A 15,552-nucleotide genomic window follows, 5' to 3' on the forward strand; every position below is an offset into this window, starting at 1 on the left:
TCCACCGCGCCGTCCTCCGGGCCTCAGTCGCGCAGGCTGCGCGCATACTCCTCACGCAGGCGATCATCCGCGAGCGCCCGGGCCGCCTCGCTCAGCGAGGTGGCGATCTGCTGGGCGCGGTGCTGGAGCACGGGGTCCGGGTGCCCGGCGAAGCGCAGGGGGTGGAACTCGGCGGACAGCAGCGCGTGGGCGCGCTTGACGTCCTCGCCTCCGGCGGTGCGCGCCAGGCCCAGCACGGAGAAGTAGTCCGCGTCCTGGATCTCCTCGAACTTGGACTCCAGGCGGCGCACGTCCAGTTCGCCCGGCGTGTCGTCATCGGGCTCGGCGGCCTCGGCGGGCCGCACCTGGAGCAGGCCCAACGCCTGCCCGAGCCCGAGCGCCCGCAGGGCGGTGTCCTGGGGCAGCCCCGCGCCCAGCACGAGCTGCTCGATCGTCTGCTCGCCATCCACCTCGGCCAGCAGCCGCGACTCGCGCGAGGACAGGCCGAAGGTGTCGGGCTCGGGCTCGGCGCCCAGGCGGAAGACGCCCGCGCGCAGTCCCCCGGCGAGCGACAGGAAGGCCTCGGCCGAGACCCGATCGCGCAGCGCCTCGGTCAGCAGGTGCAACAGGGGCCGGGTGGACGCGGCGAGGGCCACCTCGTGCGGCGGCGCCTCCTCCACGAGCCGGTAGAGCGACGCGTCCTCGGCAAGCGCGTCCAGGGCCACCTGCTCGGTGTAGCGCTGCACGAGCGGGATGACCTCGGTCTCGCGCACGTAGCCCCGGCCCCGCATGGCCTCGAGGAGCGCGGTGTTGGAGGTGCCCCGCACGAGCCGCAACTCGTTCGCCTGGCGCGCGTCGATGAGCCCATCGGCCCGCGCGCGATCGACCAGCGACTCCTCCGGCGCCGAGGACATGGCGCCCACGAGCGCGCCGTCCCGCAGCCACAACACCCGCAGGGCCCGGGCGCCCTTGAGCTCGAAGCGGACCTGGATCCGCGCCTCGCGCAGCCGGATGACGAGCCGCGCCAGCCCCTCGCCATTCACGCTGCCCCCGCGGGGGATGTCCACCGCGGGGCCCTCGGGGGCCTGGAAGGTGATGAGCGCGGCACGGGCGCGGGCCGCCAGGTCCGCCGTCTCGGCCTCGGCGCGGGTGATGGCCGCCTCGGTCTCCGCGCGCACCCGGGCCACCGTCGCCTCCGCCTCGCGCAGCACCCGCGCCTCGGCCTCCTGGTGGGCGCGCTCGGCCTCGGCCCGCAGCGACTCCAGCCGGACCCGTGCCTCGCGCTCCTCGGTCAGGGCGCGCGCGAGCTGCTCGGCCTCCGCGCGGGCCGCGTCCAGGAGCCCGCCGCGCTCCGTCAGCGACTCCTCGAGTCGACCGAGCCGCGTCTCCACCTCGACCCGGGCGTGCTTCTCCTCGGCGGCACGGGACCTCGCCGCGGCGCGCTCCTTCTCCACGCGCTCGATCCGGGCCTCCGCCTCCAGCCGCAGCCGCTCGGTGTTCACCGCCCGCGTCTCCGCGTCCACCCGCGCCCGCTCCAGCTCCTCGGCTTGCGCCTCCACCGCGCCCAGCGCCTTCACCGCGTTCTCGACCTGCCCCTCCAGCTCTCCCCGCAGCCGCTCGGCCTTGGCCAGTCGCTTGTCCGCCTCGTCGGCGCGCTCCTGGAGCGCGGCGCGGGCCTGGGTCAGGCGCTCGTTGCGCGCCTCCTGTTCCACCCGCAGCCGCTCGGCGTTCATCGCCCGCGTCTCGGCATCCACCCGCGCTCGCTCCAGCTCCTCCGCCTGGTACTGGAGCTCCGCGTGCGCGCGCTGGAGGCGCTCGACCTCGGCCGCCAGCGCCTGACGGGCCTGCTCGGCATGGGCCTCGTGCGCGGCCCGCGCGTGCGCGTGCTCACCGGCCTCGGCCACCGAGGCCTGGCGCAGCCGCTCGACCTCGGCTTCCCGCTCCGCCTGGGCCTGGCGCAGCCGCTCGACCTCGGCCTCCAGGGCCTGGCGCGTGCCTTCCGCTTCCACCTCCCGCTCCGCGTGCGTCTGGCGCAGCCGCTCGACCTCGGCCTCCCGCTCGGCGTGGGCCTGACGCAGCCGCTCGACCTCGGCCTCCAGGGCCTGGCGCGTGCCCTCCGCCTCCGCCTCCCGCTCCGCGTGGGCCTGACGCAGCCGCTCGACCTCGGCCTCCAGGGCCTGGCGCGTGCCCTCCGCCTCCGCCTCCCGCTCGGCGTGCGTCTGGCGCAGGTGCTCGAGCTCGGCCTCCAGGGCCCGGCGCGTGCCGTCCACCTCGGCATGCGTCTGGCGCAACCGATCGACCTCGGCCTCCAGGGACCGGTGCGCGCCCTCCGCCTCCGCGTCCCGCTCGGTGTGCGTCTGGATCAGCCGCGCGACGCGCTCCTCGGACACCTCGCGCAGCCGCTCCAGCTGGTTCTCCAGCCCGGCGTGCTCGCGCTGCATGCGCTCGACGCGCTCCTCCAGCTCGGCGCGCAAGAGGGCCTCCGCCTCCGCGCGCGCCTGCGCCTCGCCCCGGGCCTTCGCCAGGGACTCGGCCCGCGCATGCGCCTCGCCGCGCTCCTGCTCGGCCTTGCCCAGGCGCGTCTCCGAGCGCTGCCGGGCCTTCTCCGCCGCCTCCGCGCTCAGCTCCAGGCGGGCCCGGGCCCGCGCCTCCGTCTCGGCCTGGGCCTCGGCCCCGGCGCGCGCCTTGTCCGCCGCCTGCGCGCGGGCCTCCGCGTCCGCGCGCGCCTTCATCTCCAGTTGCACCCGCGCGTCCGCGGTGGAGCGCGCCCGCGCATCCACGTCCGTCGCGCGGCGCTCGGCCTGGGCGCGCGCGTCCGCCTCGCTCCGCGCCCGCGCTTCCGCCTCGCTCCTCGCCCGCGTCTCGCGCTCCACCTGCTCCTGGAGCGCGCGGCTCCGCGCCTCCTCCTCGCCGCGCGCGCGTGCCTGCTCCTCGGCCACCGCGGAGAGTCGCTCGCGCAGACCCTCCACCTCGCGCTGGGCCCGGTCCCACTCGGTCCGGAGCGACACGGCGTGGGCCTCGTGGGCCTCCTCGCGCGTGCGCAGCTCGGCGCGCAGCCGCTCCGTGCCCGCCGCGAGGGCCTCGCGCGCCTCGTCCCGCTCGGACTGCAGCTGCGCGAGCCGCCGCTCGGCGCGCATGAGGCGCACCTCCATGAGCGCGAGCGCGTCCTCCGCGTCGAGCGCCTCCACCGCCGGCGCCGGCGCCTCCGGGGTGTCGCGCAGCGGGAACTTGTCCGTCCGGGGAGACAGCTCCCCTTCCGGCGTGGGATCGACATCGCGCGGCGGGAGCGCGGGCGTGCCCAGGGCGGGCGTGCCCGGAGAGGACACCTCGTCATCGAACCAGGTGGCGCCCACGTCCTCCGCGCGCGGGGCCTCGGCCTCCGAGGGCAGAGGCGCGTCGTCGGGGACGGGCTCCAGCTCCGAGCCATCGCCCTCCAGGGCGCCCGGAGCGGTGGCCGCGGCCGCGGCGGCCTCCAGGAGGGACAGGGACGGCGTGGGCCGCGCGGGCGTCAGCTCCACGTCGAAGAAGCCCTCGTCCCCGAGCTGGGGGCCGGCCCTGCGCGGGGGCGCCATGGACTCGGCGGGCTCGGCCGCCGCGTCGATCTCCCACTGCGCCAGGCGCTCGGCCTCCGCGCGCGCCTCCGCCTCGATGTCCACGGCCTTCACCGGGGGCAGCGAGGGCAGCGGCTTGACGGGCTCGGCGACGGGCTGGGGGCTCTCCACGGGCCCCATCTCCACCCGACTCACGGCGGTGATGGTGGGGATGGCACCATGGGCGGACGCGCGGGAGCGCGCCCCGCCCGCGGGCCCGGCGGCCTCGGCGTCGGACAGGGGCTCGGGGGCGATGCGGCCCGAGCCCGCCACCGCCTGCTCCGTCTGGCCGAAGAGGGACTCGGCCTCCGCGTCCGCCTCGGCCTCGGCGAGGGCGGCGGCCAGGGGCGACAGCGCCCGCTCGCGCTCCGGCAGGAAGGCGTCGGGCAGGGGCGGCAGCGCGTCGGACGTCGAGGCGGGCGCGGGGGGCTCGGCGTCGAGCGCGAACGGGGACACCGGCTCGTTGAAGAGCGCCTGCTCGAGGCCGAGGTTGCGCGAGGGGGCGGCGCCCCGGGGTTGCAGTCCCGGCGGGCTCGCGAGCAGGGGCGTGGGCGAGACGGGCGCCTCCACCTCGTCCTTCACCACGAACCAGGACTCGGGCCCCGGCGGCGCGGCGATGAGCGACGTCACCTGGTTCATGAAGCCCGCCCCGTCCAGGGGCAGGGGGGACACCGGGGCGGCGCTGCCCTCGATGCCGTCGCCGAGCAGCAGCACCCGCGCCAGTCGCATGTCCGGATGCAGCCCCAGCTCCTCCAGCACCAGGTGGCCGCGTCCGCTCTCCACGCCGGGCGCCAGGACGATGAGCACGGGCAGGTGGTGCCCGAAGCCGATGAGCGCATCCGCCACGGAGGTGGCGAGGATGACCTCATAGCCCTCGCGCGCGAGCAGTCGCCGCACGGAGGCGATGATGGCGATGTCGTCGTGGACGAGGAGGACGGATTCAGCCATGGCAGCCACAGGAGGGGGGCGCGCAGTCTACAGCATGGCCGCGGGATCCACGTCGATCGTGACGCGCACGGCGGAGGGAATGTCGACCAGTTTCGCTTCCAGGCGGGCGAGCAGTGGGGCGAGCGCCGCGTGCGTGGGGCCCTTGAGCAACATCTGCCAGCGCGTCTTGCCGCGGATGCGGGCGATGGGGGCCACGGCGGGCCCGAGCAGGCGAACCCCCCAGGACGAGGGCGGCATGTGACGGCCCAGGTAGTCGCCGAGGAAGCGCGCCACGCTGGCGGTCTGCTCGGGGCTCTCGCCCTCCAGGCGCACCGAGGCCATGCGCGTGTAGGGCGGCCAGGACAGGGCGCGGCGCCGCGCGAGCTCCCCCTCGGCGAAGCCGTCGAAGTCGTGCACCAGCATGCGCCGCACGGGCTCGGCGTCCGGGTTGTACGTCTGCACGAGCACGCGCCCGGGATCCTTGCCCCGCCCGGCGCGGCCGGCCACCTGGGTGAGCAGGTGGAACGTCCGCTCGGCGGCGCGGAAGTCCGGGATCGCGAGCGACGTGTCCGCCATCACCACGCACACGAGCGTCACGCCGGGGAAGTCATGCCCCTTGGCCACCATCTGCGTGCCCACCAGCACGTCGATCTCCCGGCGCGCGAAGGAGGCGAGCAGCTCCGTGAGCCGCTCGGCGCTCGTGGCCGAGTCCCGGTCCAGGCGCGCCACGCGGGCCTGGGGCACGCGCTCGGCCACCTCCGCCTCCACGCGCTCGGTGCCCACGCCCATCTTGAGCAGGGGCCCGGTGCACTCGCGGCAGTGCTCGGGCACCGGGTGGGCCTCGCCGCAGTAGTGGCACACCGCGCGGTTCTGCGAGCGGTGGTAGGTGAGGCACACGTCGCAGTCGCCGCACTTCACCGACGCGCCGCACACCTCGCACAGGAGGAAGGTGCTGTGGCCGCGCCGGTTGAGGAAGAGGATGACCTGCTGGCCCCGGCCGATCGTCTCCGCCATGGCGTCCAAGAGGGGCGCGGACAGGATGGGCGCCTCCTGCATCACCAGCGGATCCTTCGGGCGCTCCTGGCGCAGGTCCACGCACTGCAAGGTGGGCATGGGCCGGTCATCCACGCGCCGCGTGAGCTCCAGCTTGCGGTAGCGGCCCTTGCGCGTGTTCTCCAGCGTCTCCAGCGACGGCGTGGCCGAGCCGAGCACCACCACCGCCCCGGCCTGCTTGCCGCGCACCACGGCCAGGTCGCGCGCCTGGTAGCGCAGCTTGTCCTCCTGCTTGAAGGACGGATCGTGCTCCTCGTCCACGACGATGAGGCCCAGGTCCGCCACCGGGGCGAACACCGCCGAGCGCACGCCCACCGCGATGCGCACCGTGCCCTTGCGCAGGGCCTGCCAGTGAAAGAGCCGCTCGCGATCCTTGAGCGCCGAGTGCAGCACGGCCACGTCCCCGCCGAAGCGGCTGCGAAAGCGCCCCACGAGCTGCGGGGTGAGCGCGATCTCCGGCACCAGCACCAGGCTGCCCCGGCCCCGCTCGAGCGCGCGCTCCACGGCCCGCAGGTACACCTCCGTCTTGCCGCTGCCGGTGACGCCGTGCAGGAGGAAGGGCTGGAAGCCCGGCGTGTCCACCGCCCCATGCAGCACGTCCACCGCCGCGGCCTGCTCGGGGGTGAGCCGCTCGGGCCGGTTCTGCCCCAGGCCCTCGCGCACCCCGGGCGCGAGCACCACCTGGTCCAGCCGCACGAGGCCCCGCGCGGCCAGCTTCTTGAGCGTCTCGCGCGCTCCGGGAATGGCGTGCGCCACCTCCTCCAGCGGCGCCCGGCCCCCCACCGCGAGGAGGTACGCCAGGGCGGCGGACTGGGCCGGGGCGCGGCGCAGCAGGTCGGGCGTCTCGGTGACGAGCGCCACGGCGAACTCCTGGATGTCGGGCCGGGCCTCCTTCTCGTCCTGGGCGGTGGACAGGCCCGGCGGCAGCGCGCCCCGGATGACCTCCCCGAGCGGGTAGCGGTAGTGCTCGGCGGCGAAGCGCAGCAGCGCGATGAGGTCCGGCGGCAGGGACGGCGAGTCCTCGAGCACCTTGAGGATGGGCTTGAGCTTGACGCTCGCGCCCTCGGCGGGAGGCACCGCCGGCCCGAGGAAGAAGCCCAGCGTCATGCTGCGGCCAAAGGGCACGAGGATGCGCTGGCCCGGCGAGAGCCGCCCGGTCAGCGCCTCGGGGACGACATAGGTGAACTCGCCCCGGACGGGACGGCCGACGGCGACGGAGGCGAGGGCGGAGGCATTCACGGCGGCGAGCGGCCACTCTAGCGGCGGCTCCTGACACCGGTAGTTTCCAGCCAACCGAGCGCCCCGTTCACGCGGGCGCCCTCACCCCGCGTGCGGACGGCGCGGCCCCGAGTCCGTCAGGCCCTCAAGGGCAGCATGTCCGGCGGGCACTCCCAGTAGGTGTACTCGCACGTGGCGAGCGCCGGATCACACGGCACCTGCATCACGGTGATGAGCTCGCACGGGTGCCGGGGACCGTCCAGGGCCGGACCCGCGGGCACGGCCGCCGGCGTCTCGGTGGGCCACTCCCCCCGCGGGGACGCCCGCTCGCGCAGCCGCGACACGTCCAGCCCCCGCGTCACCTCCGGGGGCACGCACACCGCTGGCAGGATCGACGCCGAGCCCAACACCGCCCCCAACACACACAGCTTCGTTCGCATGAGACCCTCCTGGCCGCGACACGGACGAAACTACCCGCTGGGTCTGACATGCCGGGGCCCTCGTCCCGCGGAGGACGGCACCGCGCCGGGCGCGCGGGGGCGTCCACTCCGCTCAAGGATTTCCGGGGGTTATGGAATGTCGGGCGGTGGACGGCGCGGCCCCCCGCCCCACTCCAAGAGTCACCCCGAGGTCAGCACGAGCTTGACGAGCTCCGGCGGGCTGCCCACGCGCATGGGCGGCCCCCAGAAACCGCAGCCCCGGCTCACGTAGATGTGCGAGTCCCCGTGCCGGTAGAGCCCGGCGGAGAACTCCCACTCCAGGCCGATGAGGAACGTCATGGGGACGAGCTGGCCGCCGTGGGTATGACCGGAAATCTGCAGGTCCACGCCCCGCTCGGCCGCGACACGGAAGTGGGCGGGCTGGTGCGCGAGCAGCACGCAGGCGCGCTCGGGGTCGCGGTCCGCGAGCGCCCGCTCCAGGTCATACCCCCTGACGCCCAAGCGCCGGCCGCCGCTCCAGTCGTCCACGCCCACCAGGTCCAGCGAGCCGCCCGCGTCGCCGATGCGCACGTGGCGGTTGCGCAGGGACGGGATGCCGAGCGACTCCAGGTACGCGCACCACGCGTCCGCGCCCGAGGAGTAGTCGTGGTTGCCGGTGACGAAGTAGCTGCCGAAGCGCGAGCGGAGGTTCGCCAGCGCCGCCACGTGGCCGCCGAGCGTGGGCACGTCCCCGTCCACCAGATCTCCGGTGATGGCGACGAGGTCCGGCTTGAGCGCGTTGGCGCGGCGCACCAGCTCGTCCATGAAGTGGCGCTGGATGAACGCGCCCACGTGCACGTCCGTGAGCTGCACGATGCTCAGGCCCTCCAGGGCGCGGGGCAGCTTGGGGATGCGCACCACCCGCTCGGTCACCTCGGGGGCGGAGAACGCGCGCCAGCTGCCGTAGGCGGCCGTCGTCCCGCCGGTGACCCCCGCGCCCCCGGCCACCGTGCGCGCCAGGAAGCGCCGCCGCGCCTCGTCCACCGCCGGCGGCTCGGGCGCGCGGGAGCGCTGGCGCCATTTCTGGCCCCGCGTCCACAGGGCCCGGCCCAGGTCCCAGACGAGCAGCGCCAGCACGAGAAAAAGCGCCACGCCCATCCACGCGTAGGTCACCCGCGCCACCGGCTCCGCGAGGGACTCGGGCAGCACGTCGCGCACCGAGCGCCGGAACATCAACGGCACGCTCATGAGCACGAAGAACGCGAGGGCCAGCCACCGGAGCGCGCGGCCGTGCACCGTGTCGCGCACCAGGCGCCGGTACAGGTACAGGTGGCCCAGCACCGTGCCGCCCAGGATGAGGACGGAGAAGAAGGAGAACCGGAACGGCAACGCACACCCCGCCACGCGAAAGGAGCCCGAAAGGCCCGGAGATACCGCGCGTCGCCCGGGCGCATTCCCCGGGGCTCAGCGCCGCGCCACCAGCCGCGCCTCGTGCCGGCCCGCCCCGGTCCAACCCTCGGTGAGCTCCACCACCCGCAGGCCCTGGACGAGTCCCGGCAGCTCACCGTCCTCCAGGAGGAAGCGCGCCGAGGGGTGCGCGTGCCGCGTGAGGTTCTTCCGGGTGGGCTGGGCGAAGAGGAACCACCCCCCGGGCGCGAGCACCCCGGGCAGCGCGGCGAACAGGGGGCGCCACAGGTAGTTCAGACAGACGACGACGTCGAAGGGGCCCGGCGGCGGACCCACGGCCTCCACGTCCCGGGGCAGGCACGTGAGCGCCAGCCCCTGCGCGCGCGCGGCCGCGGCGGCGGCCTCCAGGGCCACGTCCGAGACGTCCACCAGGGTGACGTCCAGGCCCCGCCGCGCGAGCCCGAGCGCGTCCTGGCCCAGGCCCCCCGCCACGTCCAGGGCCCGCCCCGCGCGCGGCAGCCGGTCCTCCCACGCGCGCAGGAAGTCGGAGGGGGCGCCGGGGCCCTCGCCCCGCTCGCGATAGCGCTGGTTCCACCGCTCCCGGTCCGCCTCGGCCATGGCGCGCCTAGAACAGCGAGTCCGCGGGCTTCGAGCGCGTGTCCCCGGTGAGCGCCGTGAAGCGCAGGAGCCGCTCGCCGCCGCGCCAGACCTCCACGGTGCGCGGCATCATCTCGCCCGTGGCCGAGGACGTGTAGTCCTGCAGGCGCACGTCCCACTCGGGGCCCTTGCCCTCCTTGTGCTTGAGGCGCGCGGGGCGGAAGGTGTCCTTGTAGATCCAGAACTGCGGCTGGCCCTCGGCGGGCCCGCCCAGCACGTACACCACCTCGCCGCCGAAGCGCGCGAGCGACGTGGTGCGCGGCTCGATGCCCAGGGACGACAGGTGCGCCTCCAGCTCGTCCCGGCTGCGCGCGGTGAGCAGGGCGCACAGCTCGCGCACCGCCTCGCTGAGCGCCGGAATCTCCGGGCCCTCCACGCGCTTGCGGCCCGCGGAGAACACCGAGGCCACGGCCCCGCCCGCGCGCGCCTTCGCCTCGAAGCGGCAGCGGCCCGGCGGGCGGATGTACACCGTGCCGTCCACCTCCAGGTCCGGCTTGTCGGTGGGCAGGCCCAGCGCCGCGCCCGCCTCGCGCACCCCCGGTCCATAGAAGCGCAGCGAGCCGTCCGCCTTGAGCGAGGCGAAGGTCTGCGCCTCGCGCGCGGCCACCATGCGGCGCATGATGGAGCCGCCGGGCAGCACGTAGGCCCCGGCGCTCAGGGCCACCAGCGCGCCGAGGAGCAAGGCCGGTCGCCACGGGGCGCGGGCACGTCGGCGGAGGGGCACGGTCGTCGGAGGGGGGGTGGACATAGGGGCGGGGAATCTAGTGATGGCCTCCCCCTCCATCAAGGCAGTTAGGATGCCCGGCATGTCGCATCGCGCCACGCTGCTGCTCGCCCTCTGTCTCTCTTCTTCCGCGCTCGCCCAGGAGGCGGACGCACTCCAGGCCCCCGTCGCGGAGGACTTGCGCGATCTGTCGAGCGCGCGGGCCTACGGCATGGGCGGCGCCTGGCGCGCGCTGGGCTCGGACGCGGCCACGGGCACGGGCAACCCCGCGAGCGTCGCCGCCGTGCGCGGCTACCGCGTGGAGGCGACGGGCGGCTGGGACTGGGTGGGCAAGGACGCCGCGGCCACGGTGGCCGTCGCCGACTCCGCCACCAGCCCCCTGGGCGCGGGCATCTCCTACCAGCTCATCACCCTGGGCAAGGGCGCGGCGCGCACCACCGCGCACCTCAACACGCTGGCGCTCGCGGCCCCCCTGAGCGAGAACCTGATGATCGGCGTCTCCGGCCGCTACCTCGTCATGCGCGGCGGACGGCAGGCCAACGCCCTCACGATGGACGCGGGCGTGCTCCTGCGCCCCACCCCGCTGCTCGCCCTGGGCGTGTCCGCCCACAACCTCATCGACACGAAGCACGCGGAGCTCACCCGCTACTACTCGGCCCATGCCGGGGTGCTCGTGGGGCAGCTCACGATCGCCGCCGACGTGCGCGGGGACTTCGCCACGGACGCGCGCCGCACGCTCACCTACAGCGGCGGCCTGGAGTACGTGCTCGGCCAGAACATCCCCGTGCGCGTGGGCTACACCTGGGACGGCTTCACCCGCACGTCCCAGGCGGGCGTGGGCATTGGCGTGGTGACGTCCGGGGGCGGCATCGACCTGGGCTACCACCACGACTTCGGCGGCGAGGGAGGCCGGCTGCTCTCCCTCACCTTCAAGGTCCAGGTGCGCTAGGCGCCCAGGGCGCGCAGGGGCAGGTAGCGCTCGGAGGCGGAGAAGCGCACGAGCTCCACGCTCTCCGGCTCACTGGCCTTGAGGGCCCGCAGCGCCGCCACGGCCGGCCCCGGGCCTCCGCAGGCGACCAGGCCCGCGCGGTTGGCCGAGTGGCGCGCGGCCTCCGAGAGCGCGCCGGCGTCGAAGCCCTTCTGCGCCGGCTCCAGCAGGGACAGGGCCCGCTCGCGCGCCCGGGGCGACAAGGCGTCGAGCACCACCCGCGCCTCGGGGCCGAACTCCGAGCCCCCGCGCAGCACCGAGGTCAAGAGCGCCACCGCGCGCAGGAGCTGATCCTTGCGCAGGCAGCGCAGCGCGAGCAGATCCGGCCCCAGGCAGAACAGCGAGCGGCCGGCGAAGAAGCGCAGCTCGGACTCGGGCAGCACCTGCCGCACGGCCTGGCGGCCCACGAGGACGCGGGCATGGCCCGGGTAGACGAGGGAGATGGGCGGGCCGTCGTCCTCCGACAGACAGACCTCGGGCAGTGGCACGTCGAGCAGCCGGGCCACGGCCTGCAAGACGTCCAGGGCCGCGCGCGCGCCCGGGCCCGCGTCTGGCCAGAGCGGCTCCGAGGTGCCCGCGGCCCGGCCGTAGGTGGGGAACAGACGGCACAGGGGCATGCCCACGAGGGCGAGCAGCTCGCCCGCGGGGTTGCGCAGGCCCGGGTGGCGCAGGCCCGCGCGCTCCTCCACGGTGAGGGGCCGACGGGGAGGCCGGTTCGACCCCTCGCGCACGCCCGCGAGCGCCGAGGCCACGTCCGCCATCAACGCGCCGCGCGCCTGGTCTCCCCGGCTCACGAAGAAGGCCGACAGCTCGCGATAGGCCTCGGCATCCAGGGGACGCTCCCGCACGCGCTCGACGACGCCGGGACGGAACTCGGCCACGGCGGTGCGGCCCGGACTGCTCGTGACGACGGAGGGCTCGGCGCCGGGCGCGGCGGGGGCGGACTCGGGAGCGCCCGGCCGGACCCGGCGGCGCACGGCGTCCATCTTCCCCGGAGGCGCGTTCCAGGAGAGCACCTTGGTGCTCTCCACGGCATCCATCGCGCCCTCGAACACCCCGGGCGGCTTGGGCGCGGGCGGCGGCGGCTTCACGGCCACGCTCTCGCCCACCAGGGGCGCCGCGGGCCGGGGCGCGGGAGGCGGCACGGGCGCGGGGGGCGGCGCGGGCGCGGGTGGGGGCGGCGGCAGCTCGATCGCGGGCATCTCGAGCACCGTGGGCATGGACTCGAGCGCGACGGGCGGCAGCGGCGGCGGCATCGCCGAGGGCGCGATGAGCGAGGAGGGCGGCGGGATGAGGACCACGGTGCGCGAGCCGCTCGGCTCGCGCTTGGGCGTGGCGCTGCGCGGCGGCTCGGGCGGACGGCTCTGCTCGGCCAGGGCCTCGCGCAGGTTGTCCGCGCGGGTGGCGTACACCTGGGCCTTGGTCGCGTCCCCGAGCACCTCGCGGCAGAAGCGCGCCAGGCGCTCCCACGTGCCCATGCGCTCCGCGTCGTCCTCGGTGGCGGTGGCGGCGTGCTCCAGGGCCCACGCGGCCTCGCCCTTCTGGCCGAGCGCGATGAGCCGCTCCACGAGCAAGAGCCACGCGTCCTTGTGGCCAGGCTCGAAGCGCACCGCCTGGCGCAGCTCCGTGAGCGAGGCCGTGTGCTCGCCCCCGGCCTCCAGCAGGGCCACCAACTCCAGGCGGGCCTTGCGCGCGGCGGGGCCCCGGGGCTCGCGCGCGAGGCTGGCGCGCAAGAGGCGGCCCAGCGCGGCCGGATCTCCGATTTCGCGCGCCAGCGCCAGCAGCCGCTCCTGGGCGTGCGTGTCCTCCGGGTGCTCGACGAGCACCTCGCTCCAGGCCCACGAGGCGAGCCGCGCGTCCTTGCCCTCCTCGCCCGAGGCGAGCTCGGCGAGCAGACGCAGGCCCTCGGTGCGCGAGGGGGCCCGGCGGGGCATGGCGGCGAGCTCGGCGCGCAGGCGCTCGGCGGCTCCGGGTCGCGCGGGCGCGTCGACACACCGCGCCCAGCCCATCAGGGCCGGCAGGGAGTGGGGATCGAGCGCCACCGTGGCCTCGAAGTCCGCGAGCGCCGCGGCCTTGTCCCCGGTGGCCAGCAGCCGCGCACCCCGCGCGAGGAAGGCGGCGGCCCGGGCCGCGGGCGTCGTGGCGCGCTGTACGGCCTCGTCGAGCACGCGCCGCACCGCCCAGTCATCGCCCTCGCTGCGCTGGGACAAGAGCCGCACCTGCTCGGCGAGCGCGGCCTTGTCGCCGGTGAGCGCCACGATCTGCCCGTAGACGCGCGCGGCCTCCGCCTCGTCGTTCAGCTCGTCCTCCAGCAGCTCGGCGAGCCGGGTGAGCACCTCGGCGCGCTCGGCGGGCTCTCCGGCGCGCTCGGCCCAGGCCAGGTAGAAGCTGGCGAGCTCGCGCCAGGCCTGGCGCGCGATGAGCTGCGCCTCCACGCGCGTGTCGTCCGGGCTGTCGCGCCGGGGCGTGCGCGCGGGCGCGGGGCCCGGCTCGTCGTCGGCGCCCCAGGGCACGGGGGCGGCGGTGCGCGCGGGCGGCGCTGGAGCGGGCGGCTCGTCCGAGGGGAAGTCCGTCACCTCGATGCTCTCGCGCCGGTGGCTGAAGGCCGCGCCGCCCGAGTCATCCCGGGGCGAGGACGCGGACGGCCCGGAGAGCCCGAAGGGCAGCCCGGACGACTCCGAGGTGACGTCGTCGTCCTGGGACCAGGGCGAGGGCATGTCGAGCAGGGTGCCGTGGCGGTCCACGGACGCGGCGGGTGCCTCCGGCTCGGGCGGCGGCGCGACGAACTCGGAGGTGTACGACTCCTCGGGCGGAGCGAACCGGGCGAGCAGGGGCGCCGGGGCCTCCATGGTGCGCTCCTCCTCGGGCAGGGGCGGAGGCGGCCGCGGCGCGGGAGGCGCGCTGGCCTCCACGGTGTACGCCTCCGCGTCGCGCGGCTCGGTGGCCGCGCGGGGCGCGAAGCGCGCGTCGGGGGGCGTGGCGGAGCCCGCGGTGCTCTCCTCCCAGACCTGGGGCGGCGCGGACGAGGCCCCCTGGGGACGGGGCGCGGCGGACGGGTCCGCACGCGCGGGCAGGGGCACGAGGCCCTTGGGGCGCGTGACGCGGGAGGGGGGCGGCTCGCGGCCGGACAGCAGGGCCTGCAGCCGCAGGGCATGCCGGTCCCCGGGAGACTCCTCGACCAGGGCCTGGAGCATCTCGAGGGCGCGGGGCACCTGCTCCACGCGGCGCAGCACGCGCACCAGTTGCAGGCGCACGGCGCGGCGGGTGTCGCCCCGGGTATGGCCGAGCGCGGACGTGAGCAGCGCGATGGCGGCCGCCTCGGTGCCCGCGCGCAGCGAGAAGGCGACGAGCACCGCGGCCAGCCGGGCCGTCATGGGCACCGAGCGGCTGGCGCGCACCAGCTCGCCAAAGGCCCGCGCGGCGTGGCCCTCGCGCAGCAGCCGGGCCGCCTGCTTGCGGTGGCCTTCCACGAAGTCCGGCGTCTCCGTCGTGCGCAACCGGGGCGGGGCCGTGGCCATGCGCTGTCGGGCCTCGCCCTTCTCCGGAGGCTTGGAATCCTTGCCGTCTCTCACGCCACCCATGGGGCGCCCAGTCTACACGGGCGCGACGAGCCCCGCCGCCGTGAAGTAGAGCGCCAGGTCCTCGGGCAGCGGCGCCTCGAAGCGCAGGGGGCTCCCCGAGCGGGGGTGGGCGATCTCCAGCGCCTGGGCGTGCAGCAGGCAGCGGGGCGCGGCGAGGCTCCCCGCCCGGGGGGCGCCGCCATAGCGGGTGTCCCCCAGGATGGGCGCGCCCAGGGCCGTCAGGTGTGCGCGCAACTGATGGGTGCGTCCGGTCTGGGGCAACAATTCCACCAGGTGGAAATCCGGGCCGGCGTACACCACGCGGAAGAGGGTGAGCGCGGGAATGCCATTGGCCGCGCGGGTGGCGCGCCAGCGGCCCGGACGCGACGGGTCGCGCGACAGGGGCAGGTCGATGGTGCCCGAGGGGGGCAGCGCGACGGGCCCCACGGCCGCCAGGTAGCGCTTGTGGGCCCGGCCCTCGCGGAACTCCCCGGCCAGGGCGGCCGTCGCCTCGGGGCTCTTGCCGAACACGGTCACCCCGGACGTCTCGCGATCCAGGCGGTGCACGAGCCCCGCGGGCCGTCCGAGGTGCGTCCCCACCCGGTCCACCAGGCTGTCGCCCACCCGACCCTCGGTGGGCTGGGCCGTCATGCCCGCGGGCTTGTCCACCGCGATCACCGCCGCGTCCTCGAACAGCACGCGAAGCGCCGCCACCGGCGCGGCGGCGGGTGCGAGCGGACTCACGCCCCCCTCCTCCAACACCACCGTCACCACCTGTTGGGCGTCCAACCGCGCCCGGGCGTCCCGGCTCCGGCGGCCGCCCACGTACACCGCGCCCACGTCCACCAGCCGCGCCACCTCCTCGCCCGGCAGCGCCAGCACCTCCGCCAACACCTCGCCCAGGGGGCGGCCCACCTGGGCGGTCTCGACACGGAAGGTGCGACGCTTCATGGGACGACCTCGGGGCTCGGCACGCCCCGTCGCGTATACCGCGCCGTCCCACCGAGGCGGGAGCCCTTCCACCAGCCAA

9 protein-coding genes are annotated in these 15,552 nt (G+C 76.1%); 1 reads left to right on the forward strand and 8 read right to left on the reverse strand.

Annotated elements, in window-relative coordinates; translation table 11 throughout:
- Positions 1–23 precede the first annotated feature (23 nt).
- The 6 genes from I3V78_RS33885 to I3V78_RS33910 all read right to left on the reverse strand — a co-directional run bounded on the left by I3V78_RS33885 (position 24) and on the right by I3V78_RS33910 (position 9,932).
- Positions 24–4,517: a response regulator receiver protein gene (locus I3V78_RS33885; protein WP_204494248.1), complete on the reverse strand. Its 4,494-nt coding sequence runs from the start codon at positions 4,515–4,517 to the stop codon at positions 24–26.
- A gap of 27 nt (positions 4,518–4,544) precedes the next feature.
- Positions 4,545–6,788: a replication restart helicase PriA gene (gene priA, locus I3V78_RS33890; RefSeq protein WP_204494249.1), complete on the reverse strand. Its 2,244-nt coding sequence runs from the start codon at positions 6,786–6,788 to the stop codon at positions 4,545–4,547.
- A 116-nt stretch (positions 6,789–6,904) separates the two neighbouring features.
- The gene (locus I3V78_RS33895) at positions 6,905–7,207 is read right to left on the reverse strand and encodes a hypothetical protein (RefSeq protein WP_204494250.1); all 303 of its coding nucleotides are present in this window, start codon (positions 7,205–7,207) and stop codon (positions 6,905–6,907) included.
- Between the two features lie 180 nt (positions 7,208–7,387).
- Complete coding sequence (locus I3V78_RS33900) at positions 7,388–8,575, reverse strand: metallophosphoesterase (protein ID WP_204494251.1); 1,188 nt, start codon at positions 8,573–8,575, stop codon at positions 7,388–7,390.
- 75 nt (positions 8,576–8,650) lie between these two features.
- Complete coding sequence (locus tag I3V78_RS33905; RefSeq protein ID WP_204494253.1) at positions 8,651–9,211, reverse strand: class I SAM-dependent methyltransferase; 561 nt, start codon at positions 9,209–9,211, stop codon at positions 8,651–8,653.
- A gap of 7 nt (positions 9,212–9,218) precedes the next feature.
- Entirely contained in the window at positions 9,219–9,932 is a 714-nt protein-coding gene (locus tag I3V78_RS33910) for a hypothetical protein (RefSeq protein WP_204494254.1), read from the reverse strand.
- Positions 9,933–10,056: 124 nt separating this feature from the next.
- Here I3V78_RS33910 and I3V78_RS33915 point away from each other — a divergent pair, with 124 nt between their 5' ends.
- On the forward strand, positions 10,057–10,923 hold the full coding sequence (locus tag I3V78_RS33915; RefSeq protein ID WP_204494255.1) for a PorV/PorQ family protein: 867 nt from the start codon (positions 10,057–10,059) through the stop codon (positions 10,921–10,923).
- Here I3V78_RS33915 and I3V78_RS33920 read toward each other — a convergent pair.
- Positions 10,920–14,543, reverse strand: coding sequence for a hypothetical protein (locus I3V78_RS33920; protein WP_204494257.1), 3,624 nt, complete (start codon positions 14,541–14,543; stop codon positions 10,920–10,922). The two genes, I3V78_RS33915 and I3V78_RS33920, sit on opposite strands and share 4 nt — an antisense overlap.
- Before the next feature lie 12 nt (positions 14,544–14,555).
- Positions 14,556–15,473 carry an RluA family pseudouridine synthase gene (locus I3V78_RS33925; protein WP_204494258.1) on the reverse strand — a complete coding sequence of 306 codons (918 nt, stop codon included), beginning with the start codon at positions 15,471–15,473 and terminating at the stop codon, positions 14,556–14,558.
- Positions 15,474–15,552: the final 79 nt, after the last annotated feature.

This window comes from Archangium primigenium (assembly GCF_016904885.1).
Lineage (GTDB): Bacteria > Myxococcota > Myxococcia > Myxococcales > Myxococcaceae > Cystobacter > Cystobacter primigenius.

Bases quoted from the DNA above. Each gene is read 5' to 3' on its own strand.
- I3V78_RS33920 (WP_204494257.1), bottom strand. From the start codon at position 14,543: ATGGGTGGCGTGAGAGACGGCAAGGATTCCAAGCCTCCGGAGAAGGGC.
- I3V78_RS33915 (WP_204494255.1), top strand. From the start codon at position 10,057: ATGTCGCATCGCGCCACGCTGCTGCTCGCCCTCTGTCTCTCTTCTTCC.
- I3V78_RS33905 (WP_204494253.1), bottom strand. From the start codon at position 9,211: ATGGCCGAGGCGGACCGGGAGCGGTGGAACCAGCGCTATCGCGAGCGG.
- I3V78_RS33895 (WP_204494250.1), bottom strand. From the start codon at position 7,207: ATGCGAACGAAGCTGTGTGTGTTGGGGGCGGTGTTGGGCTCGGCGTCG.
- I3V78_RS33925 (WP_204494258.1), bottom strand. From the start codon at position 15,473: ATGAAGCGTCGCACCTTCCGTGTCGAGACCGCCCAGGTGGGCCGCCCC.
- I3V78_RS33885 (WP_204494248.1), bottom strand. From the start codon at position 4,517: ATGGCTGAATCCGTCCTCCTCGTCCACGACGACATCGCCATCATCGCC.